22 protein-coding genes are annotated in these 20,979 nt (G+C 73.1%); 14 read left to right on the top strand and 8 right to left on the bottom strand.

The genetic code is table 11. The annotated features are described in order from the left end of the window. The first annotated feature begins 92 nt into the window (after positions 1-92). Positions 93-665, top strand: coding sequence for a CGNR zinc finger domain-containing protein (locus ABD944_RS35590; RefSeq protein ID WP_345184492.1), 573 nt, complete (start codon positions 93-95; stop codon positions 663-665). Here ABD944_RS35590 and ABD944_RS35585 read toward each other — a convergent pair. After that, positions 662-1,576, bottom strand: coding sequence for a LysR family transcriptional regulator (locus ABD944_RS35585; RefSeq protein ID WP_345184490.1), 915 nt, complete (start codon positions 1,574-1,576; stop codon positions 662-664). The genes ABD944_RS35590 and ABD944_RS35585 overlap by 4 nt on opposite strands. Positions 1,577-1,647: 71 nt before the next feature. Here ABD944_RS35585 and ABD944_RS35580 point away from each other — a divergent pair, with 71 nt between their 5' ends. Both ABD944_RS35580 and ABD944_RS35575 read left to right on the top strand, forming a co-directional pair. Beyond that, positions 1,648-2,499, top strand: a complete 852-nt coding sequence (locus ABD944_RS35580; RefSeq protein ID WP_345184488.1) for a PhzF family phenazine biosynthesis protein — start codon at positions 1,648-1,650, stop codon at positions 2,497-2,499. A gap of 26 nt (positions 2,500-2,525) precedes the next feature. Next, positions 2,526-3,164, top strand: a complete 639-nt coding sequence (locus tag ABD944_RS35575) for a DinB family protein (protein ID WP_345184486.1) — start codon at positions 2,526-2,528, stop codon at positions 3,162-3,164. Positions 3,165-3,176: 12 nt separating this feature from the next. On the opposite strand, the gene ABD944_RS35570 is transcribed toward ABD944_RS35575, so the two are convergent. The 4 genes from ABD944_RS35570 to ABD944_RS35555 are packed head-to-tail and all read right to left on the bottom strand — an operon-like array spanning position 3,177 to position 8,597. Then, positions 3,177-4,259: an alanine racemase gene (locus ABD944_RS35570; RefSeq protein WP_345184484.1), complete on the bottom strand. Its 1,083-nt coding sequence runs from the start codon at positions 4,257-4,259 to the stop codon at positions 3,177-3,179. Then, positions 4,256-5,866 (bottom strand): IucA/IucC family protein, encoded by a 1,611-nt coding sequence (locus ABD944_RS35565; protein WP_345184481.1) that lies wholly within the window; start codon positions 5,864-5,866, stop codon positions 4,256-4,258. Before ABD944_RS35565 ends, ABD944_RS35570 begins: the two co-directional genes overlap by 4 nt. Continuing rightward, positions 5,857-7,440 (bottom strand): IucA/IucC family protein, encoded by a 1,584-nt coding sequence (locus tag ABD944_RS35560; RefSeq protein WP_345184479.1) that lies wholly within the window; start codon positions 7,438-7,440, stop codon positions 5,857-5,859. The genes ABD944_RS35565 and ABD944_RS35560 overlap by 10 nt, the downstream gene beginning before the upstream one ends. After that, positions 7,437-8,597: an ATP-grasp domain-containing protein gene (locus ABD944_RS35555; protein WP_345184477.1), complete on the bottom strand. Its 1,161-nt coding sequence runs from the start codon at positions 8,595-8,597 to the stop codon at positions 7,437-7,439. The genes ABD944_RS35560 and ABD944_RS35555 overlap by 4 nt, the downstream gene beginning before the upstream one ends. 136 nt (positions 8,598-8,733) lie before the next feature. Here ABD944_RS35555 and ABD944_RS35550 point away from each other — a divergent pair, with 136 nt between their 5' ends. After that, on the top strand, positions 8,734-9,342 hold the full coding sequence (locus tag ABD944_RS35550) for an HD domain-containing protein (protein ID WP_345184475.1): 609 nt from the start codon (positions 8,734-8,736) through the stop codon (positions 9,340-9,342). On the opposite strand, the gene ABD944_RS35545 is transcribed toward ABD944_RS35550, so the two are convergent. After that, on the bottom strand, positions 9,339-9,632 hold the full coding sequence (locus ABD944_RS35545) for a DUF4031 domain-containing protein (RefSeq protein ID WP_345184473.1): 294 nt from the start codon (positions 9,630-9,632) through the stop codon (positions 9,339-9,341). The genes ABD944_RS35550 and ABD944_RS35545 overlap by 4 nt on opposite strands. 137 nt (positions 9,633-9,769) lie before the next feature. On the opposite strand from ABD944_RS35545, the gene ABD944_RS35540 reads away from it, so the two are divergent. Then, positions 9,770-11,155, top strand: coding sequence for a dipeptidase (locus tag ABD944_RS35540; RefSeq protein ID WP_345184471.1), 1,386 nt, complete (start codon positions 9,770-9,772; stop codon positions 11,153-11,155). Positions 11,156-11,175: 20 nt separating this feature from the next. Further along, a complete protein-coding gene (gene nudC / locus ABD944_RS35535; RefSeq protein WP_345184469.1) occupies positions 11,176-12,108 on the top strand; it encodes an NAD(+) diphosphatase in 933 nt (310 codons plus the stop codon). 53 nt (positions 12,109-12,161) lie between these two features. On the opposite strand, the gene ABD944_RS35530 is transcribed toward nudC, so the two are convergent. Beyond that, positions 12,162-12,452: a mycoredoxin gene (locus ABD944_RS35530; protein WP_345184466.1), complete on the bottom strand. Its 291-nt coding sequence runs from the start codon at positions 12,450-12,452 to the stop codon at positions 12,162-12,164. A 128-nt stretch (positions 12,453-12,580) separates the two neighbouring features. Between ABD944_RS35530 and ABD944_RS35525 the strand changes: the two genes are divergently transcribed. The 5 genes from ABD944_RS35525 (at position 12,581) to ABD944_RS35505 (ending at position 16,938) form a co-directional block, all read left to right on the top strand. Further along, entirely contained in the window at positions 12,581-14,647 is a 2,067-nt protein-coding gene (locus ABD944_RS35525) for an ATP-dependent DNA helicase UvrD2 (protein ID WP_345184463.1), read from the top strand. A gap of 88 nt (positions 14,648-14,735) precedes the next feature. After that, entirely contained in the window at positions 14,736-15,632 is an 897-nt protein-coding gene (gene tesB / locus ABD944_RS35520) for an acyl-CoA thioesterase II (protein ID WP_345184460.1), read from the top strand. 219 nt (positions 15,633-15,851) lie between these two features. Then, on the top strand, positions 15,852-16,232 hold the full coding sequence (locus ABD944_RS35515; RefSeq protein WP_345184457.1) for a hypothetical protein: 381 nt from the start codon (positions 15,852-15,854) through the stop codon (positions 16,230-16,232). Between the two features lie 117 nt (positions 16,233-16,349). Next, on the top strand, positions 16,350-16,628 hold the full coding sequence (locus ABD944_RS35510; protein WP_052357680.1) for a WhiB family transcriptional regulator: 279 nt from the start codon (positions 16,350-16,352) through the stop codon (positions 16,626-16,628). Between the two features lie 97 nt (positions 16,629-16,725). After that, positions 16,726-16,938, top strand: a complete 213-nt coding sequence (locus ABD944_RS35505) for a hypothetical protein (RefSeq protein ID WP_345184455.1) — start codon at positions 16,726-16,728, stop codon at positions 16,936-16,938. A 335-nt stretch (positions 16,939-17,273) separates the two neighbouring features. On the opposite strand, the gene ABD944_RS35500 is transcribed toward ABD944_RS35505, so the two are convergent. Then, the gene (locus ABD944_RS35500) at positions 17,274-18,605 is read right to left on the bottom strand and encodes an ABC1 kinase family protein (RefSeq protein WP_345184450.1); all 1,332 of its coding nucleotides are present in this window, start codon (positions 18,603-18,605) and stop codon (positions 17,274-17,276) included. A gap of 173 nt (positions 18,606-18,778) precedes the next feature. On the opposite strand from ABD944_RS35500, the gene ABD944_RS35495 reads away from it, so the two are divergent. The 3 genes from ABD944_RS35495 to ABD944_RS35485 all read left to right on the top strand — a co-directional run bounded on the left by ABD944_RS35495 (position 18,779) and on the right by ABD944_RS35485 (position 20,976). Continuing rightward, positions 18,779-19,579, top strand: coding sequence for an enoyl-CoA hydratase/isomerase family protein (locus tag ABD944_RS35495; protein WP_345184448.1), 801 nt, complete (start codon positions 18,779-18,781; stop codon positions 19,577-19,579). 186 nt (positions 19,580-19,765) lie between these two features. Beyond that, complete coding sequence (locus tag ABD944_RS35490) at positions 19,766-20,308, top strand: M48 metallopeptidase family protein (protein WP_345184542.1); 543 nt, start codon at positions 19,766-19,768, stop codon at positions 20,306-20,308. After that, on the top strand, positions 20,305-20,976 hold the full coding sequence (locus ABD944_RS35485) for a hypothetical protein (protein ID WP_345184446.1): 672 nt from the start codon (positions 20,305-20,307) through the stop codon (positions 20,974-20,976). The genes ABD944_RS35490 and ABD944_RS35485 overlap by 4 nt, the downstream gene beginning before the upstream one ends. The last annotated feature ends 3 nt before the right edge of the window (positions 20,977-20,979 follow it).

Here is a 20,979-nt window from a genome sequence, read left to right as displayed (position 1 = left end):
GCCCGGTCTCGATCTAACTGGCTAACTGAAGATAAGTGGTTAGAGGTGCGGCGTCAACCGGCTAAGGCGGGATAGGCGGGTAGAATCGAGGTGTGCAGCCGGAAGACGGAACCGCCAGGCGGGACGCCGCGGACCCTCGTCCGCTGGTCGGGGAGCCGCTCTGCCTCGACCTGCTCAACACCCGGTGGGTCGAGGACGGCGTCCGGCGCGACCTGCTCGACTCCACCGACGGCCTCGCCGTCTGGCTGCGGTCGGCCGGGCTGGACGGACGCGCGGCGGCCACCCGGGCGGCGCTCGACGCCGCCGTTCAGACCCGCGACATCCTTCTGACGCTCGTGGACGAGGGCCCGTCCCCGCAGGCGGTGGCCGCGCTCAACGGCGTCCTGGAACGCGGCGCGCTGCATCACCGGCTCGGGCCCGACGGCCCGGAGAGCCATCCGCGGACCGACGACCCCGCCTGGCTGCCGTCATGGTCGGCCGCCGCCGACTACCTGCGCCTCATGGCCGACAGTCCCGAGCGGATCAAGCCCTGCGCGCATCCCAGCTGCGTGCTCCACTTCCACGACACGACCAAGAACGGCACCCGGCGCTGGTGCTCCATGGCGCTCTGCGGGAACCGGGCCAAGGCCGCCCGGCACTACGAGCGCGCGAAGACCGGACGTTAGGCGCGCGGGGTTGGACCGGGTGTGCCCGCCCTGATCGAGTCGATCAGGGCGGTGCGCACGGCGTGGACGGCGGGAGAGCGCCAGCGGGAGGCCGGTTCGGCGAGCCAGAGGTGGTGCCGGGACAGGCCGGCGGGCAGGGGCAGCTCGACGAGCGCGCCGGCGGCGAGTTCGTCGGCGACCGTGACCGTGGGCAGCAGCGTGACGCCGAGGCCCGCCGCCGCGCAGCGCTTCGCCGTCTCGACGCCGCCGAAGCGGGGCGGGTCCGCCGCGGGGTCGGCGGCCTTGACGAGGGCGGCGAGCTCGTCGCTGTAGGAGCAGCCTTCCTCCAGGAGCAGAATGCCGGTCGCGGCCAGCTCCGCCGGGGTGGGGGGCCGGTCCTGGGGGAGGACCGTGGCCGCCGCCCCGACGAGAGACAGGGGCCGGGCGCCTAGGTCGACGAGGTCCGCCCCGGACGGGTCCGGCGAGGGGTCGAGGACGAGCGCGAGGTCGGCGCGGCGGTCGGCGAGGGCGGTGAGAGCGGTCCGCGTGTCGGCGGGGAACAGCGACAGGGTCACGTCCGGGAGCCGCGCCCGCAACCGGGGCAGGAGGGGCGCGAGCCAGTAGGCGCACACGGACTCCGGCGCCCGGACCCGCACCGGGCCGGACGGCTCGGTGGCGGCGGCGCCGACCTCGGCGAGCATGCGCTCCTGGAGGTCGAGGACGCCCCGGGCGTGCTCGGCGAGCAGCGAACCGGCGCGGGTGGGGGAGACGCCGCCGGGGCGGCGGTCGAGCAGCGGCGTCCCGGCGAGGCGCTCCAGCGCCTGGACGTGCGCGGTGACCGTGGACTGCACGAAGCCGAGCTCCGCCGCGGCGGCGGTCATCCCGCCGGTGCGCAGGACGGCCAGGAAGGTGGTGAGAAGGCGTGTGTCCATCGAGTTTCCCGATGTGCTCAATCAATAACCATCGTTGGACGCGATGCTAGTCCTTGGAGCAGACTGCCCGCATGAGCGACAGCGCACAAGTACTCCGCTACACCGCATTCGACGTGGACGGCGAGGGCGGCAACCCCGCCGGGGTCGTCCTGGACGCCCGGGGCCTGGACGACGCGCGCATGCAGGAGATCGCGGCCGAGGTCGGGTTCTCCGAGACGGCCTTCCTCGTGGACGAGGGCGGCGCGCCCGGCCGGTTCGCGATCCGCTACTTCAGCCCGCTGGCCGAGGTCGCCTTCTGCGGGCACGCCACGATCGCGACCGCCGTCGCGCTGGCCGAGCGTCAGGGGACGGGGACCGTGAGGCTGAGGACCCCGGCCGGCGAGATCGGGGTCGAGACGAGGGAGGCGGGCGGCCGCGTCCTCGCCACCCTCACGAGCGTTCCGCCCACCGTCCGGGCCGTGGAGGAGGCCGATCTCGGCGCCGCGCTGGCCGCGCTGCGCTGGGAGGCCGGGGAACTCGACCCAGAACTGCCGCCGCGCATCGCCAACGCGGGCAACGACCACCTGGTCCTGGCGGCGTCCACGCGCGCGCGGCTCGCCGACCTCGACTACGACTGGGAAGCCCTCGGCGAGCTCATGGCGCGCCGCGGCTGGACGACCGTCCACCTCGTCTGGCGGGAGAGCGAGACGGTCTTCCACGCGCGCGACCCGTTCCCGCCCGGCGGGGTCGTGGAAGACCCGGCGACCGGCGCCGCCGCGGCGGCCTTCGGCGGGTACCTGCGCTCGCTGGGCCTCGTCTCCGCCCCCGCCGAGATCACCGTCAACCAGGGGGAGGACATGGGCCGTCCCAGCCGGCTGCTGGTGGACGTCCCCCCGGGGGACGCGGGCGTCGGCGTGAGCGGCACCGCCGCGCCGATGGGCTGACCGGCGGCGTCCAGTAGCGTCGGGCCATGCCGAACTCGACCGCTGCCGTGACCGCAGACGATCTCGACCTCGCCGTCCAGCTGGCCGTCGCCGCTCTGCGGGAGGCGCCGCCGGAGGCCTGGGACGGGAAGGCCGGGTCGCTCGAATGGAGCTGCTGGGAGACCGTCGAGCACCTCAGCGACGACCTGTTCGCCTACGCCGCCCAGATCGCGCCGAGGACGCCGCCGGCGGACGGCGAGGTGCCGTTCGTCTGGGAGAGCCGGCGTCCCGGCGGGCCGGCCAACGCCGTCCACGCCGACAGGAGCGCCGGGCCCGCGGGGCTGTTGCAGGTGCTGGACGCGTGCGGCGGGATGCTGTCCGCCGTGGTCCGCCGCACGCCTCCGGACGTCCGCGCGCACCACACCTTCGGCGCATCGGACGCCGAGGGGTTCGCCGCGATGGGGATCGTCGAGACCCTCGTCCACATGCACGACCTCGCGGACGGCCTGGGGCTGTCGTGGGAGCCGCCCGCCGACCTGTGCGCCCGCGTGCTGGGACGCCTGTTCCCCGGCGCGCCGCAGGATACCGACCCCTGGTCGACGCTGCTGTGGGCCACCGGTCGCGGGGACCTGCCCGGCCACCCGCGCGTGACGTCCTGGCGCTGGTACGGGAGCCCCCGCGGCTGACGGCCGTCTCGCTCAGCGCCGGTAGTGGAAGGCCGGCTTGGGGTGCATCAGAAAGTCGTGGTGGGAGATGTTCCAGGCGTAGGCGCCGGCCATGGCGAAGGCGATGACGTCGCCTGGCGCGAGGGGCGGGACGAGGACGTCGCGTGCGAACACGTCCTTCGGGGTGCAGAGCTGGCCGACCAGGGTCGCCGGGCGCTGCGGGCCGTTCGCGGTCAGAACCTCGAAAGGCTGATCGTGGCCCTTCGTCACGGGAGTCCGCAGGTGGTGGGTGCCGCCTCTGAGAATGGCGTAGGTCTCTCCGCGCGTGGTCTTCACGTCCAGGACGTCGGTGACGTACCAGCCGTGGTAGGCGGTCATCGCCCGTCCCGGCTCTATGCGGACTTTCGCTGGAATGTGCCTTAGGCCTGCCCCGTAGGTCTGCCAGTCGAAGCGAGCCTCCGGGGAGGTGTAGTCCACCGCCATTCCGCCGCCGACGTTCAATTCGGGGTCGTCCACTCCTCGGGAGCGGAGCCAGGGGATCGCCCATTCCGCTATCCGGTGGGCCAGTTCGAGCATCACCGGAGCGTCCAGGCCGGATGCCAGATGGGCGTGGACGCCTCGAAGCGTGAGGTGCGGGTGCTCGGTCAAAAGGCGGGCGCAATGGTCGAGGGCGTCCTCGTCCATGCCGAAAGGGCCGCTCATGGTGAGGGCGGCGTCCGGCACGTTCACGGGCAGATTCGCGCGGAGCAGGACGTCGGCGGGCCCCATGCCGGCGAGGCGGACCAATTCGTTAGGGCTTTCCACGTGGATCCGGTCGGCCTTCAGCGTGCGTGCGGACTCCAGTTCGTCAGCGGTCTTCCCGGGGCCGCCGAAAGCCACGGGCTTGCCGGGGAGGGTCTCCCGGACGTGGGCGAGTTCGCCGCCGGACGACACCTCCAGGCCGTCGACGTGGGGCGCGAGAGTCCGGAGGATCTCGGCGTCCGGGTTGGCTTTGACGGCGTAGAAGACCTCCGTGCCGTGCAGCGCGGCACGGATGCTGCGGACGTGGGCTTCGAGGCCGGGAAGGTCATAGACGTAGGCGGGGTACCGGTCGAGGCCGAGCGCGAGGTCGTTCACAGCGGTCGGGACGCGGCGAGCGGGTTGGGGACGGGGACGTAGGCCGCGCCGCGGTCGGCCGTCCGCGACCAGCGGGTGCGGAGGTTGGCCTTGGCGGGCAGCGGCACACCGGCGAGAAGAGCCCTCACCTGCGGGTGGCGGTCATAGGCGGCGAAGTGCTTGCGCGCCATGCGCCAGAGGGTCTCGTCCAAGGGCGGGTGGAGGTCGGCCACGGCGGCGGCTATCTCGGTGAGGTGGTTGACGAGGAGGCAGTAGACGACACGGTTCCAGCCCTCGTCGGGGGAGTAGGTGAGCCCCTCGGCCACGCGGGAGGGGAGATGCGACAGATCCCACTGGCCGGCGGTCAGTTTGGTGCCCTCCATGTCGCGGAAGACGGCATGGACCGGCATCCCGTCGGCGTCGACGCAGACGAGGACGTTCTGCAGATGAGGTTCCAGGACGACGCCGTGGTCCAGATAGGCGCCCAGGACAGGCGGTGCCACATGGGCTACGTACGCGTCCCACCAAGCTTGGGCGCCCTCCAGAGACGAGAGGACGGGCAGCCCGGCGAGGACCGCGTTATAGGGATCGGCCAGGGCTCCCGCAAGGAGAGGCGTCCCGGGAAGGGATCTGACGCCCTGCCGCAGGATCACCCCCAGGCCCTCGTACAGGCGTCGGTCAGGGAGGGCCACGCTGCGGTAGGCGGGTTCTCTGAGAAACGTGGCGTTCAGCTTCTCCAGGATGGGCGGCAGCACTTCGTCGAGCGTCATCGCCCCGGTCAGCTCGTACCAGGCGTTCTTACGGACGCAGTTGGTGATGCGCACGTCCAGGCTGAACTTGCAGAACACGTCGGCGTCGGGCAGGTACGCGGTCCGGACGGACGAAGTGGGCACCGCCTCCATGCCGGATGGACCGAGATTGACCAGAGAGCCGTTCGCCAAAGCCTTCTGCAAGACGGGATTGTCCGCCAGCAAGGAGAACTGCCACGGGTGAACGGGAAGCAGCCGACGTCCGGGCGGCGCCGAGGGGCCGTGCGCCTCCAAAGCCGCGAACGCCTCCGCGGCCCCCTCCTCGGCGACGAGTTCCGCAGCAACGGCCAGCCACAGCGGACGGAATCGAGCCCTCGCCTCAGGCGCGTAGGCCAGCCACTCCTCCGGCGACCCTTGGCGGGCCTTGGGGGACGGGTGGAAACGGTGCCCCGCGACAAGGGACTGCTCTGACCCGATGTAGTCGATGGAGCGGTCCTCAGCGGACTCGCCCCTGGCGGCGAGGATCGCGGTGAGCGCGGTGTGGCTGTCGTCCACCTGGGCGAGGAACTCCGCGTTAGGGGAGCCGGTCGCCAGTTCCAGTTCGCCCGCGACCAGGTTCGCCAGCCTGCCCCAGGCGGCGGGTATCCAGTCGTCCTCGCGGCGCTCCTCGTAGGGCGGCGCCAGGCGGTAGGTCGCCCCGACCGGAGGGCGCGCCAGTCCCGCACGCAGCACGACCCCCGCGCGGGGCAGCCGGAACACCAGGCGGGCGCCGTCCGGCCAGACCTGCTGCTCCGGCCCGCACACCTCCCGGATCAGGCAGTTGAGCAGGGCGGTCGCGGTCGCGTCGTCGGCCGTGACGGCCGGTTCTGTCAGCAGCACGTCGTGTCCAGTAGGTAGTTGGGCCCCGGCGGGCCGTAGTGCTTGTTGATGTCGGCCGCGCCCGTCCTCGCCTTGTCGACGAGGGTCCCGGCGGTGACCATGGCCTTGCCGGGCAGCGTGCCGGCGTCGAGCGTGCGGGCGCGCAGGAACGCGTCCTCGGGCCCGAGGGCCGCGTCGAGCCGTTCGCGGATCATCCGGCGCCCGGCCCGCCAGGGGAGCAGGCCGCGCTCGGCCAGGCCCAGCGCGGGCGCCGCGGCGCACAGATGCAGGGTGATGGTGACGAAGACGCGGGCGAGCGCCTCAGGGTCGGACGTCGTCATCCGGTGGTCGACGAGGTCGCGAGGGTCCGTGCCAGGGGTGGGCGTGACGCGCTCGCGGAGGCGGGACGGGTCGATGAGCGCACCGTCGTTGTCCTTGATGAGGAGGCGCAGCGGAGACTCGTCCAGGACGAGCGCCACGTTCTGCTGATGCGCCTCCAGCGCTATGCCGTACCGGAACAGCGTGACGTTCCAGGAGAGCAGTGCCGACAGGTAGGCGCCGAACAGTTCCTCGACGTCCCAGCGCTCGATGACGTGACCGCGGTCCGGTGCCTCGGCGAGCAGGGCAGCGACAGGGACGATGTGCGCGCGCGCAGTCTCGGACGGGAAACGGCGCACGAGATAGCCGAGAAGCGGGTCGTCGGCGTGGCCGTAGGTCTGTTCGTCGGCGAGGAGCACGGGAAGCGACGGCTCCTGCAGAAGTACCTGGCGCAGGATCCGCTCGACGAGCGCGCCGTCCGGGAGGGTGCCGGGCATGATGGTGCGCCGGTTGCGCAGCCCGAGGGTGCTCGTCGGCAGCGGCATCTTCACGTGGTCGAGCGGTGCCGCGGCGACCGTCCGCATCGACAAGGTGGGCGTGACGTGCAAGTACGGCTCGGGCGCGAGGGAAACGCCGGGCCGGGAGCGCACCTGCCGCGCCGCCAGCGGATGGACGGGAAACAGCGCTCCGGCCGCGTCGTCCAAGCGCAGGCCGACGTCGGACGGCCTGGGCCACCATGCGGGGAGCGTCCCGGCCAGCGTCGCGTTCGGCACGGCCGCCCAGCGCAGCGGGAACGACGGCGCGAACTCGGGTGCGTAGCGGCTCAGTTCGCCCAGGGAGAGTCCGGAACGGCTCCGGCCCGTCGGATGCACGGGGTGGTCGTTGTAGGCCGCCAGCGTCTCGTAGAACGTGCCGGGGCCCTTGCGCAGCTCGGCAGGGAGGCGGCCCAGCCGCCTGTGGACGGCCGGACGCGCGTCGTCGTGCAGCTTGATGGTCGCCAGGGCCTCAAGGCACTCGCGCTCGAAGGACGCCGTGTCGTCACGCGGGTCGGAGACCAGGCGAACGGCATGGAAGACGTCGTTCAGCCTCAGGCCCTGCCCAGGATCCACGACGAGTTCCGAGAGGAAGGCGGGCCGGGCCTCCAGAAGACGCACAGTACGGCCCGGAAGCTCCAACGCGCGGCCCCGGACGAATCGCCTCAGGCCCGCGTAGTCCTCCCTCAGCAACGCGTCCAGAACGCGGGCCGCGAGCGGGCCCTCGCCATCGTCGCCCGTCACGCGATCGTCCAGTCGTGGGTCGCGCGGAACCGCGCCAGGGCGGCGTTCACTTCGTCCGGTCCGGGACCGATGGCGCGCACGGTGCCGAGGTAGTCGCGGTTGGTCCGGGTGAGGGAGACCGTGTCGCCCACCGCGCGCTGAGGACGGTACGCCAGCCGCACCGGGCCGTCCTCGAACCGCAGGGGGCCGGGAGCCGCGGTGAGCGTGCCGCAGCGATCGGCGATGACCGGCTCGGCGACGGCATGGCGCGGACGGGGGACCCGCCGCCCCGGAAGGGCTGCCCCGAGATGGACCCGCAGGATCTGCTCGAAGAGGGGCGCATCCAGCAGATCGGCCAGCAGGAAGTCGCAGTGGTCGCCGATCAGCCGGTAGTTCACCTCGATGACGCGGGCGCGCCCCTCATGGACGACGAACTCGGTGTGGCACGCCCCGAAGCCGACCCCCAGCGCCTCCAGCTGCCGCAGGACCTCCCCGGTCTCCGGGGGAGGGGGCGCCCACTCAAGTCGTTCCTCCACGAAGAACGGCGGCGGCGAGAGCGTCGTGCGGAAGGAGCCCAGCACCCGCAGTTCCCGCCCGTCGCCCAGCGTCTCCAGCGTGTGGAGACGGCCCGGCAGGTACTCCTCGGCCACGAGCGGATCGCCGCGGCGGGCCCTGATCTCCTCCACCCGGGCGGCCAGTTCCACGGCGTCGTGGACGAGGAACACGTCCTCGCTCGCCACGCCCTCGCGCGGCTTGACGACGAGCGGATACGGCGCGTCCGCCGGGACCTGTCCCGCGTCCGCCGAGAAGACCGGGTCGAGGGACGCCAGGTGCCGCCGCATGAGCGCCTTGTTCTTCGCGCGGGTCGCCGCCCGCCAGTCTTTGGCGGGCAGGCCGAAGTACGCGGCGGCCAAGGCGGCGGGCGCCTGCAGGAAGTCGCTGTTGGAGAACACGGCGGCGGGCCGGCCCCCGCCGCGCGCGGCGGTGTCCTCGACGCGCGCGATGATGTCGCGGAAGTCGGAGACGTCGCACTCGACCATCGGCACGCCGGCGTCGTGGTCGGCGGGACGGTCGGTGAGGAGCGTGACGTCGAGGCCCAGGCGCGCGGCGGCGGGCAGGAACCCGTGCGTCACCGAGTCGGTCGCCTTGCCGGCGACCAGGTAGAGAGAGGCGGCCACGACCGGCCCTTCCAGTGAGTGAGGTAAGCCTTGCCTAACTCGCAGTGATCAACCATAGTGGCCGGGGCGCCCTCCGCACGCAAGAACGATGGCACCGCGTGTCCCGGCCCGTCCCGCGATCCGCCAGGATGGGCCCATGGATCTTGTCGACCGGTGGGTGGCGCTGGCGGGGCCCCACACCCGGCACATCGGGACCGAGCTCGACCAGCGCTACGGGGAGCCGCACCGCCGCTACCACACCCGCGCGCACCTCGCCGCGGTGCTCGATCTCGTGGACGAGCTGGCCGGGCACGCCGAGGACCCCGACGCCGTCCGGATCGCCGCCTGGTTCCACGACGCCGTCTACGACCCCGAGCGCGCCGACAACGAGGAGCGCAGCGCCCGCCTGGCCGCGCGCATGCTCGCCGACACCGACCTCCCGGAGGCGGTCGTCGCGCGGGTCGTCCGCCTCGTCGAGCTGACCGCCACGCACGCCCCGGAGGAGGACGACCGGGACGGGCAGGTGCTCTGCGACGCCGACCTCGCCGTCCTCGGCGCGGAGCCCGAGCAGTACGCGGCCTACGCGGCGGCCGTCCGCGAGGAGTACGCGTTCGTCCCCGACGAGTTCTTCCGCGCCGGACGGGCCGAGGTCCTCAACGGCCTCCTGGCCCTGCCCCGGCTCTTCCACACGCCCGCCGCGCGCGAGCGCTTCGAGGAGCGCGCCCGCGGCAACATGCGGACCGAACTCCTCCTCCTCAACGCCTAGACGCCGAGCCGGCCGTCCGGCACCGGCCGGGGCCGGGACGCCTTGCGGCGGCGCAGGCCCGCCTCGGTCAGCCGCAGGAGCAGCTCCTGGCAGCCCACCGCTTCGGCGCCCTGGAGCAGCGCCGCCTCGTACAGCTCCGACGGGACGTCGTAGTGGTCGCGCTCGAACGCCCGCGGCGGCATGCCCAGTTCGGCGGCGAAGACGTGCAGTTCGTCGTAGGACACGTCGCTGACCATGTGCGACCACACGCGGCCCCGCGCGGGCCACAGCGGCGGGTCGATGAGGATCAAGGCCACTCCCGCGATCGAGGCAAGGGGATCCCCTACTGTGATTCTCCAGTCTCGGGGAACCCGAGGGGTCGGGACGTCCGGAGACCCCGGACAGAGGTAACTCAGCCCGACATTACGACATGCGAAGGGGCATGCAGGTGAACGATGTAGTCGCCTACATCCAGGCGGACCGCGACCGGTTCGTCGCCGACCTCAAGGAGTGGCTGGCGATCCCGTCCATCTCCGGGGACCCGGCGCACGCCGAGGATGTGCGCACCTCCGCCGGATGGCTCGCCGAGTACCTGCGAGGGCAGGGCTTCCCCACCGTCGAGGTCTGGGAGACCCCCGGCCTGCCGGCGGTGTTCGCCGAATGGCCCGCCGAGGACCCGGAGGCTCCCGCGGTCGTCGTCTACGGGCACCACGACGTCCAGCCGGTCGAGCCGCTGGAGGAATGGGAGACCGACCCGTTCAAGCCCGTGGAGAAGGGCGACCGGCTCGTCGGGCGCGGCGCCTCCGACGACAAGGGCCAGGTCTTCTTCCACACCCTCGGCATCCGCGCGGCGCTCGCCGCGTCCGGGCGGCAGGCCCCGCCCGTCACCGTCAAGCTGCTGGTCGAGGGCGAGGAGGAGTCCGGCTCGGTGCACTTCGCCGAGCTGCTGCGCACCCACCGCGACCGGCTCGCCTGCGACGCCGTCGTCATCAGCGACACCACGATGTGGGCGGCGGACGTGCCGTCCATGTGCACCGGCATGCGCGGCCTCGCCGAGGCCGAGGTCACGCTGCGGGGCCCGGACGGCGACCTGCACTCCGGCTCGTTCGGCGGCGCCGTCCCCAACCCGCTCCACGCGATGGTCTCGCTGCTCGCCGCCCTGCACGACGACGACGGCCGCGTGGCCGTCCCCGGCTTCTACGACGACGTCGTCCCGCTCAGCGACGAGGAGCGGGAGCTGTTCGCCAAGCTGCCGTTCGACGAGGCCGAGTGGCTGCGCACCGCCGGGAACAGCCGCGCCGCCCACGGCGAGAAGGGCTACACCACCCTCGAACGCGTCTGGGCGCGGCCGACCGCCGAGATCAACGGCATGTGGGGCGGGCACACCGGTCCGGGCGGCAAGACGATCGTCCCTCGCGAGGCGCACGCCAAGATCTCGTTCCGGCTCGCCGCCGGGCAGGACCCCCGCAAGATCCAGGAGTGCTTCGAGGCGTGGGTCGCCGAGCAGGCGCCGCCCGGCGTCGAGGCCGAGGTCCGCGTGTCCGGCGGCGGCGTCCGGCCCTGCTTCTCGCCGATCGACTCGCCCGGCGTGAAGGCCGCCCGGCGCGCCATGGAGCGGGCGTTCGGCACCGAGGTGCTGTTCACCCGCGAGGGCGGCAGCGGCCCCGAGGCCGACATCGCCGACATCCTTGACGCGCCGCTGATCTTCGTCGCGGTCGGGCTGGACGGCGACCGCATCCACGCCCCCAACGAGAAGGTCGAGATCCCCCTGCTGCTCAAGGGCGCCGAGACCGCCGCCTACCTGTGGGAAGAACTCGCGGCCGCGCTGCGCTGAACACGCAGGAGAGGAGCACGATGACCGACGCCCCGACGGACAGTCCGCACGCCCCGCTGGAGTGGCTCGCGCTCGCGCGCGGCACGCTCGACCGCGTCGCGCTGAACCGGCGCGACGAGGCCTGGCTGGACGAGGCGTGGGCCGACCCCAGGACGCGCGTCCTGGTCATCGAGGACGGCCGGTCGCCGGTCGCCTTCGAGCCCGTCCCCGCGCTCGTCCTCGTCCCGCCGGACCAGGCGCCGGACGGCGACCGGTGGCTCCTCGGCGTCGACGGCGACGGCGTCGCCCACTTCGGGGTGAGCGGCCCGCTGCCCGTCATCGAGGGGGCGGAGCCGGCCGGGCTCCGCCGCGTCGGCGCCCTTCTCGGCGACCAGGACTCCGGCCTGCTCACCCACGCCGTCGCCCTGGAGCACTGGCACGCGACCCACCGGTTCTGCCCGCGGTGCGGCGCGGAGACGCGCGTGGCGTCCGCCGGGCACGTGCGCGTCTGCCCCGAGGACGGCTCGCAGCACTTCCCCCGCGTCGACCCCGCCGTCATCATGCTGGTGACGGACGAGGCCGACCGCGTGCTGCTGGCCCGCGGCCCGCAGTGGCCCGCCGACCGCCGCTCGATCCTCGCCGGGTTCGTCGAACCGGGCGAGTCCCTCGAACAGGCCGTCGCGCGGGAGGTGCAGGAGGAGGTCGGGCTGCCCGTCCGGGACGTCCGCTACCTCGGCAGCCAGCCGTGGCCGCTCCCGCGGAGCCTCATGCTCGGGTTCACCGCGAAGACGGACGGGGACCTCCCGCTGCGCCCCGACCCCGAGGAGATCCTGGACGCCGCCTGGTACACGCGCGAGGAGCTGCGCGCGGCGATCGACGCGGGCGAGATCGTCGCGCCGGGCCCGCTGTCCATCGCCGCCCAGATCATCATGCGCTGGTACGGCGGCGAGCTTCCCAAGATGCCGCCGTTCTAGGGGCGTGCGAAAGGCCCGCCGACCGGACGGTCGGCGGGCCTTTCTCGTGGGTCTCAGCCCGCGTCGGCGATCTGCGCGAGGCGGCGCTTGACCTCCTTGGCGCTGGGGTTGGTCGCGGCCGTGCCGTCGGGGAACACCAGGGTCGGGACCGTCTGGTTCCCGCCGTTCACGCTCATCACGAACTCCGCGGCCTCGGGGTCGCGCTCGATGTCGATCTCCACCATATGGATGCCGTCGCGGGCCAGCTGGCTCTTCAGCCGCCGGCAGAAACCGCACCAGGACGTCGTGTACATGGTGAGCTGGCCGGCCGCGCCCTTGGCCCGGTCGGTCGTCGGCGTCGCCATCGCTTCCGCGTCTCCTTGCGCTCGGGGGTGTACCTCCGGAAGAACAGTAGACAGCCGTTTCGCATTCCGCGCCGTCCACAGGCGGCGGGATGGCCGATGCAGGTGAGGCGGGCTGCGAGTATGGGGGAATGTCAGCTGAGTCGGTGCTGGAGGGACTCGACCCCGAGCAGCGGGCGGTCGCCGAGGCGGTGAAGGGCCCGGTCTGCGTCCTCGCGGGCGCCGGGACGGGCAAGACCAGGGCCATCACCCACCGGATCGCCTACGCCACGCTCACCGGCGTCGTGACGCCGCAGCGGGTGCTCGCCGTGACGTTCACCACCCGGGCGGCGGGGGAGCTGCGCAGCCGGCTGCGGCAGCTCGGCGCGCCCGGCGTGCAGGCCCGCACGTTCCACGCGGCCGCGCTGCGGCAGCTCGGCTACTTCTGGCCGCGCGTCGTCGGCGGCGAGCCGCCGAAGATCGTCGATTCGAAGATCGGGCTCGTCGCGGACGCGGCGCGGGCGTGCCGGCTCTCGCTCGGCCGCACGGAGCTGCGCGACGTCGCGAGCGAGATCGAGTGGGCGAAGGTCACCCAGAACCGCCCCGAGGACTACCCCGCCGCGGTCGTGAAGGCGAGCCGCCGCCCGCCCGCCGAGATCGTCGACGTGGCCCGCGTCTACGCGATGTACGAGCAGCTCAGGCGCGAGCGCAACCTGCTCGACTTCGAGGGCATGCTGGAGCTGACCGCCGCCGTGATCACCGAGCACCGCGAGGTCGCCAACCAGGTCCGCGAGCAGTACCGGTACTTCGTCGTCGACGAGTTCCAGGACGTCAACCCGCTGCAGAAGATGCTGCTCGACGCCTGGCTCGGCGACCGCGACGACCTGTGCGTCGTCGGCGACCCCAACCAGACGATCTACTCCTTCACCGGCGCGTCCCCCTCCCACCTGCTCGACTTCACCCGCGAGCACCCGGACGCCAAGGTCGTCAGGCTCGTCCGCGACTACCGCTCGACGCCGCAGGTCGTCCGGCTGGCGAACGGGGTGATCGGGCAGGCGCGGGGCGCGCGGCACAAGCTGGAGCTGGTCGCGCAGCGCGAGAACGGGCCCGAGCCCGTGTTCAACGAGTACGACGACGAGGTCGCCGAGGCCGACGACGCCGCGCGGCGGGCCCGCAAGCTGATCGAGGAGGGCGTGCCCGCGCGGGAGATCGCGATCCTCTACCGGATCAACGCGCAGTCCGAGACGTACGAGTCGGCGCTCGCGGCCGTGGGCGTCCCGTACGTGCTGCGCGGCGCGGAGCGCTTCTTCGAGCGGCCCGAGGTGCGCGAGGCCGTCGTCCGGCTGCGCGGCGCGGCCAGGGCGGGCGCCGACGCCGAGACCGACGGGATGGGGCTGATCCAGACCGTCCGCCACGTGCTGAGCGGGGCGGGGTTCTCCGACCGGCCGCCCGAGGGCGCGGGCGCGGCCCGCGCGCGCTGGGAGTCCCTCGCGGCGCTGGCGCAGCTCGCCGAGGACATGGCCGCCGACGACCCCAGGGCCGGGCTCCCCGAGTTCGTCGCCGAGCTGGAGGAGCGCGCCGCCGCGCAGCACGCGCCGCCGCTGGAGGGCGTCACCCTCGCCTCGCTGCACGCCGCCAAGGGCCTGGAGTGGGACGCCGTGTTCCTCGTCGGGCTGGCCGAGGGCACGCTGCCCATCGTCTACGCCAAGACGCCCGAGCAGATCGAGGAGGAGCGCCGCCTCCTGTACGTCGGCGTCACGCGGGCCCGCGTGCACCTGAACCTGTCGTGGGCGCTGGCGCGCTCGCCCGGCGGGACGCAGGCGCGCCGCCCGTCCCGCTTCCTCGACGGTCTGACCGGCAAGACCACCACGCACACGCCCGCGCGCGTCGACCGGTCGAAGCGGCGCCCCGCCAAGGGCCCGCAGCCGTGCCGCGTCTGCGGGCGCCCGCTGACCGCGGCCGTCGAGCGCAAGCTCGGCCGCTGCGAGGACTGCCCCTCCGAGCTGAACGAGGAGCTCCTCCTCGCGCTCAGGGAGTGGCGCGCCGGGGTGTCGGCCGAGCAGAAGGTGCCCGCCTACGTGGTGTTCACGGACGCGACGCTCCAGGCGATCGCCGAGCACGCCCCCGAGTCCATGGAGGAGCTGGCGCGCATCCCCGGCGTCGGCAGGGTGAAGCTCGACCGCTACGGCGACGCCGTCCTCGGCCTGTGCGGGCACTAGCGCCGCGGGCGTGGCGGGGCGGCGCGGAGGCGCCGGTGACGCGGGGTGAGACCTGGCTCACTCGTACCGATAGGGAAGACTGGCCGCCGTGAAGGAATCGCTGAAGGCACTGCTGGACCTGCTCGACCTGGAGCAGATCGAGAACGACATCTTCCGCGGCCGCAGCCCCGAGGAGCGGCGGCAGCGCGTGTTCGGGGGGCAGGTGGCGGGGCAGGCGCTCGTCGCCGCCGGGCGCACCGTCCCCGCGAACCGGCCCGTCCACTCGCTGCACGCCTACTTCATCCGCCCCGGCGACCCGCTGGTCCCGCTCGTCTACACCGTCGACCGGGTCAGGGACGGGCGGTCCTTCACCACCCGCCGCGTCACCGCCGTCCAGCACGGCAAGGCGATCTTCACGCTGTCGGCGTCGTTCCAGATCGTCGAGGACGGCCCGTCCCACCAGGCGCCGATGCCCGAGGCCCCCGCCCCGGAGTCGCTGCCGGACGGCCTGACCCGCCTCACGCCGCTGTTCGGCGAGGTCGGCGCGCGCGAGTTCGTCACCCGCCGCCCGTTCGACATCCGGCACGCGACGCCGCTGACGTGGGAGGCGGCCAAGGACCCGGCCCTCGCCACGCCCGAGTCGAAGGTGTGGCTGAAGGTCGACGGCGAGCTCCCGGACGACCCGCTCCTGCACGTGTGCCTCATGACCTACGCGTCGGACATGACGCTGCTCGACACCGTCCTGCTCAACCACGGGCTGGCCTGGGGCGACAAGCGGACGATGGGCGCCAGCCTCGACCACGCGATGTGGTTCCACCGGCCGTTCCGCGCCGACGACTGGCTGCTGTACTACCAGGACACGCCGTTCGCCGGCGGCGCCCGCGGGCTCGCCCGCGGCCAGGTGTTCACCCGCTCGGGGGAGCTGGTCGTGTCGGTCATGCAGGAGGGCCTGGTCCGGGTCTCCGACACCGGACGCGAGGCGCCCGGCGGCCCGTCCGTGAAATGATCGTTCCGTAAGGGGCGCCCGGGAGTTTCGACGCTCGCGGGACGCCCGGGGTTCTGCGGAATCCGGGTGAGGTCGCCCACGAAACCGCAGGTCAAAAATATCTTGCTTGATTCGGCGGAGTCCCCGTACGCTCGACGCGAGCAATCAACCGGCCGACCGGTGTGGATCTTGGATCCGCCGGACACGGCCCGAGGAGCCCGAGAGGTGGTGTGCAGTCCGGTGAGCAACACGTTGATCAAATTCGCGTCCTGGACCGCGGCCTGCCCCGGCACCTCGATGCTCGGCACCTCCGTGCCCGCCCCGATGACCCGTGTCTCGAAGCCCGGCGAGTCCGCCGCGTATGTCGAGGCGTCCGTCTTCGAGGCGTCCGCCCTGCGGCAGCGTGAGCGCGGCATGTGGCGGCGCGACGAGCGCGGGCTGCGCGGCACGAATCTGTGCGATCTGCGCTTCGAGCAGCGAATCCAGGACGACCAGGGGCGCAGTGTCTTCGAACACCTTCTCGAGGACATGAGCGTTCCGGCTCCGGCCACGGCCCACACGGGCGTCACCTTCACGGGTGGCGTGTCGGGTCCGTACCCCTGGAGGCGACGACCGGTCTAGAACAAGGCCGGCAAGCCCCCAGGCCGCGGATCCGACACCGGATCCGCGGCCTTCTTCTTTGTCCAGACCCACCGACACGCCCGTTGAGATCCAACGAGAGGAACAAGGGTGACTGTGATGCAGGGGGCTCTCGCAGTAAGCGAGGAGGACCTCACGCTTCCGTGCCGGACCGATCCGGAGCTGTTCTTCGCCGAGGCTCCCGCCGACGTCGAGCTCGCCAAGGCCCTGTGCCTGGAGTGCCCGCTCCGCAAGGAGTGCCTCGCCGGGGCGCTGGAGCGCAAGGAGCCCTGGGGCGTCTGGGGCGGCGAACTGTTCGTCCGCGGTGTGATCGTGCCGCGCAAGCGGCCGCGCGGCCGCCCGCGCAAGCACCCGCGGCCCGACGAAGTGGCCGTGTGAGGCGACGATGCCCAGCACGCCGGTGATCGGCCGAATCGAACCCGTGGACGCGGTCCCCGCGCGGGGACCGCGCCCACGGGCGGCCGGGGAGAACGAGATGACACCGCTCAGCGAGATGACGTTGCTCAGCCAGGACCTGTCCCGGGAGCGACCACCCGTGCCCGACGAGCTCGCCGCCCGCGTGGTCGCGCTCAGGCGCGCCCGCCGGGAGGCGCGGACGAGGGCGTCGCGGGTGCGGCGCGTCCTGCTGGCGCCCACCGCGGCCGGCGAGGCGTACGCGCACCCGCAGCGGCCGCGGCACCGGGACTGACCGACGGACCGGGCCCGGATCCCGATCCGGGCCCGACCGCCCACCGTGCCCGGCGGACGAGCCGGGGCCGGGAGACGGCACAGGCTCGACGGACGGCGCAGGCTCGACAGACGGCGCAGGCTCGACAGACGACGCAGGACCGAAAGGCTTCAGACCCGCCGGTCGCAGGCCGCCGTCCGTCCTTTCTTGGATGGTTTGGCGGACGGCACGCCTCCCGGCGGGCGCGTGGAGCGCGTCCGGTGACCCACTCGCCGGCCGCGCGAAGAGCGGGGCCCCGCGCACCTCATCAGTGCGCGGGGCCCCCGAGCTTTTCCGGCGCCTCCCGGACGGGGCCGTCAGCCGCCGACCAGCTCGCCGTCCGCGTCGTCGGCGAAGCCGGGCACCCACTTCAGCGACTCGGCGCGGGCCGGGATCTCGCACTCCAGCTGGCAGAGCACGCCGGTGCCCGCCGACAGCACCCGGTGGATGATCACGTACTCGGGCGGCAGGTTCAGCTGCCGGACGACGTTGGACGGCCGCAGGTCGGTGACCTGGGCGGCCATGTCGCGCAGCCACTCGCGGTTGAACTTGAACGTCTCGGTGACGAACGGCTCGGTGATCGGCGCGAGGAACGCCTGCAGCGACTCGGCGTCGATCTCCACGCCCTCGCGGATGAAGTCCTCCCGGCGCAGGGCCTCCTCGACCTCGTCGATGTCGGCCATCGTGCCGATCCGCAGCAGCAGCCCGAGGCGCCGCTGGAACCCGCCGGGGATGCGGTCGACGGCGCCGAAGTCCAGGACGCCGAGCCGCCCGTCCTCCAGCAGCCGGAAGTTGCCGGGGTGCGGGTCGCCGTGCAGCATCCCCGACCGCTTCGGCCCCGACAGCAGGAAGCGGCAGTACAGCAGGGCCGCGTGGTCGCGGGTCTCCTGGTCCCCGTCGCTGATGATCTTCGAGAGCGCGGTGCCGTCCATCCACTCGGTGATCAGGATGTTGCCGGACTGCGCGACGACCTCGGGAATGGCGAAGTCGGGGTCGTCCAGGTAGGCCTCGCGGAACCGGGTCTGCGACTCGGCCTCGATCGTGTAGTCGAGCTCCTCGACCACCCGCTCCTTGAGCTCGGCCAGCATCGACTTGACGTCCAGGCCCGGCATCAGCACCCCGAACAGCCGCCCCAGCCGGGCGAGCTGGTTGAAGTCGCTGATCAGCGCCTTGCCCGCGCCGGGGTACTGCACCTTCACCGCGACGGCCCGGCCGTCGTGCCAGACGGCGCGGTGCACCTGGCCGATCGACGCGGCGGCGGCCGGCCGGTCGTCGAACGACTCGAAGTAGTCCCGCCAGTCCTCCCCGAGGAACTCCTCCAGCACCTTGTGGACGGTCGACGCCGGCAGCGGGGGAGCGGCCTCCTGCAGCTTGGTCAGCGTGGCCCGGTACGGGCCGGCGATCTCCGGGGGCAGCGCCGCCTCGAAGATCGACAGCATCTGGCCGAGCTTCATCGCGCCGCCCTTGAGCTCGCCGAGCACCTTGAACAGCTGCTCGGCGGTCCGGGTCTGGATCTCCATCGCGACCGTCTCCGCCGGCCGGCCGAAGGTCCGCTTCCCCACGCCGAGGGCGGTGCGTCCCGCGAAGCCGATGGGGAGGGACGCCAGCTTTGCTGACCGCGTCACCGCGCGGCGGGGAAGATCGCTCACGACGACCATTGTCGATGATCCACTGTCGTTCACGCCACAACCATCCCGAACTCTCCCCGCAGCCGGAACCGGTCCACCGATCTGACCTGCTCAAACACGGTAAGTGTGCGCTTTCTCACGCGGATGCGGGGCCGCGCGCCGCGCGCCGCGGCGGGCACGGTACGGTGCCGGACATGTCCGCGGAGCCTGCCGATGTGCTATTGATCGACCGCCGTCCCGACGGGATCGCCGTCCTCACCCTGAACGACCCCGGCCGCCGCAACGCGATGGCGGACGAGCTCACCGCCGCCTGGAAGCGGGCCGTCGAGGACCTGCGCGCCGACGCCGCGCTGCGCTGCGTCGTCGTGACCGGCGCCGGCACCGCGTTCAGCTCCGGCGGCGAGCTGTCCTGGCTGGCCGGAACCGGCGACGTCGCCGTCCCGCCGCTGCGCGACCGGATGCTGGAGTTCTACCGGACGTGGCTCGCGATCCGCGGCCTGGAGGTGCCGACGATCGCCGCCGTCAACGGGCACGCCGTCGGAGCCGGCCTCTGCCTCGCGCTGGCCTGCGACCTGCGGTACGCGGCGCTGGACGCCAAGCTGCTCGCCCCGTTCACCGCCCTCGGCCTGCACCCCGGCATGGCCGCGACCTGGCTGTTCCCCGAGGTCGCCGGGCTGCCGCTGGCCCGCGAGATGCTGCTGGCCGGACGGGTCCTCACCGGCGCCGAGGCCGCCGGGCACGGCCTGGTCAACCAGGCCTTCCCGCGCGAGGACGTGCTGGCGGAGTCCCTCGCCGTCGCCGAGCGGATCGCCGCGCAGGCGCCGATCGCGACCCGGCTCACCAAGGTCGCCCTGGCGAACGGCGGCCACCCCGACATGGAGTCGGCGCTGCGCTGGGAGTCCCTCGCCCAGCCGGTGACGATGGCCTCCCGGGACATGCGCGAGGGCCTCGCGGCGCAGCGGGAGAAGCGCAGCCCGCAATTCTCAGGCGAGTAAAGTGCGCGGGCGCACCGCCGCAACGGTCCGCCGAGATTGGTGGAACCGCTGGAGAACTGTCTAAAACGTAGGGGTTGACCTGCGGTAACGTCAAACACCCCCTGTGGATTCGGCAAAAATTCGAGTACGGTTCTGACCGTGCCCCCTAACGTTGAGGTCCGCCGCAGCCCGAGGCGCAGGCGCACCGTGTCCGCCTACCGTGAGGGCGACAAGGTGGTGGTGATGGTTCCGTCAAGGCTGAGCAAGGCCGAAGAGGAACAGTGGATCGCGACCATCCTGGAACGCCTCGCGGAGCGGGAACGCCGGCGGCGGCCCACCGACGCCGACCTCCAGTCCCGCGCCCGCGAGCTGTCCCGCCGCTACCTGGCCGGCCGCGCCGACCCGGTCAGCGTCCGATGGGTCGCCAACCAGCGCGCCCGCTGGGGATCGTGCACCCCCGACGACGGCACCATCCGGCTGTCCACGCGGCTGCGCGGCATGCCCGGCTGGGTCGTCGACTACGTCCTGGTCCACGAGCTGGCGCACCTGCTCATCCCCGGGCACGGCGCCGACTTCTGGGAGCTGGTCGGCAACTACCCGAAGGCCGACCGCGCCCGCGGCTACCTGGAGGGCGTCGCCGCCGCCGCCCACCTGCCGCTCGAAGCGGACGCCCCCGGCGACGTCGCCGACATCCACCACGGCGACGGCCTGCACCCCGGCGAGGCGTACCCGCACGAGGCCGCCGGGTGACCGACCAGGTCGCCACGGGTCACACGCCCGAAGGGCCGGCGCGCTGCGCCGCCGTGCTCGCGTGGCCGCTCCGCTCCGCCGTGCCCCCCGGCCTCGACCCGGAGGACTACCGGCTCGCGCTCCTCGAGGACACCTACGAGGTCGTCGCCGGACTCGAACTCGTGACGCCCGCGCTCGTCCTGGACCCGCCGGACCAGCCGGACGCCGAGGCCGTCACCTGGCCGGGCACGCCGATCGTCCGGGAGGGCACGCTCGCCGGCGCGTTCGCCGCCCTGCACGCCCTCGGCGCCGAGACCGCCGCGCTGATCGCCCCCGACGCCCCGGACCTGCCGCCGCTGCTGCTCGGCAAGCTCTTCCGCGCCCTCGGCTCCGCCCCGGCCGCCGCCTGCCAGGCCGAAGGCGCCGCCGCCCTCGGCAACGGCCTGGTCGCCCTCGCCGCCCGCCTCCCGCTGCCGGATTGGCTGGCCGGCGCCCTGCGCGAGGTCGACCTCGACACCCCCGACGCCCTCGCCCGGCTCCGGGCCGCCGCGCCGCGCCCCGGCCTCGTGCCCCAGGGCCCCGGCTGGCACCGCCTCCGCACCCCCGACGACCTGCGCTTCCTCGACCCCGGCCTGGAAGGCTGGGAGAACACCCGCGCCCTCCTCGAAGGCCACCCGCTCGGCCGCTGACCG

This window comes from Actinomadura verrucosospora (assembly GCF_039540335.1).
Lineage (GTDB): Bacteria > Actinomycetota > Actinomycetes > Streptosporangiales > Streptosporangiaceae > Spirillospora > Spirillospora verrucosospora.
Note: the sequence above shows the minus strand (reverse complement) of the source record. Positions and strands in the feature narration are given on the sequence as shown.

Coding starts and splice junctions, on each gene's coding strand:
- ABD944_RS35525 (WP_345184463.1), top strand. CDS start 12,581: ATGTCAGCTGAGTCGGTGCTGGAGGGACTCGACCCCGAGCAGCGGGCG.
- ABD944_RS35505 (WP_345184455.1), top strand. CDS start 16,726: ATGACACCGCTCAGCGAGATGACGTTGCTCAGCCAGGACCTGTCCCGG.
- ABD944_RS35580 (WP_345184488.1), top strand. CDS start 1,648: ATGAGCGACAGCGCACAAGTACTCCGCTACACCGCATTCGACGTGGAC.
- ABD944_RS35585 (WP_345184490.1), bottom strand. CDS start 1,576: ATGGACACACGCCTTCTCACCACCTTCCTGGCCGTCCTGCGCACCGGC.
- ABD944_RS35495 (WP_345184448.1), top strand. CDS start 18,779: ATGTCCGCGGAGCCTGCCGATGTGCTATTGATCGACCGCCGTCCCGAC.
- ABD944_RS35550 (WP_345184475.1), top strand. CDS start 8,734: ATGGATCTTGTCGACCGGTGGGTGGCGCTGGCGGGGCCCCACACCCGG.
- ABD944_RS35510 (WP_052357680.1), top strand. CDS start 16,350: ATGCAGGGGGCTCTCGCAGTAAGCGAGGAGGACCTCACGCTTCCGTGC.
- nudC (WP_345184469.1), top strand. CDS start 11,176: ATGACCGACGCCCCGACGGACAGTCCGCACGCCCCGCTGGAGTGGCTC.
- ABD944_RS35530 (WP_345184466.1), bottom strand. CDS start 12,452: ATGGCGACGCCGACGACCGACCGGGCCAAGGGCGCGGCCGGCCAGCTC.
- ABD944_RS35575 (WP_345184486.1), top strand. CDS start 2,526: ATGCCGAACTCGACCGCTGCCGTGACCGCAGACGATCTCGACCTCGCC.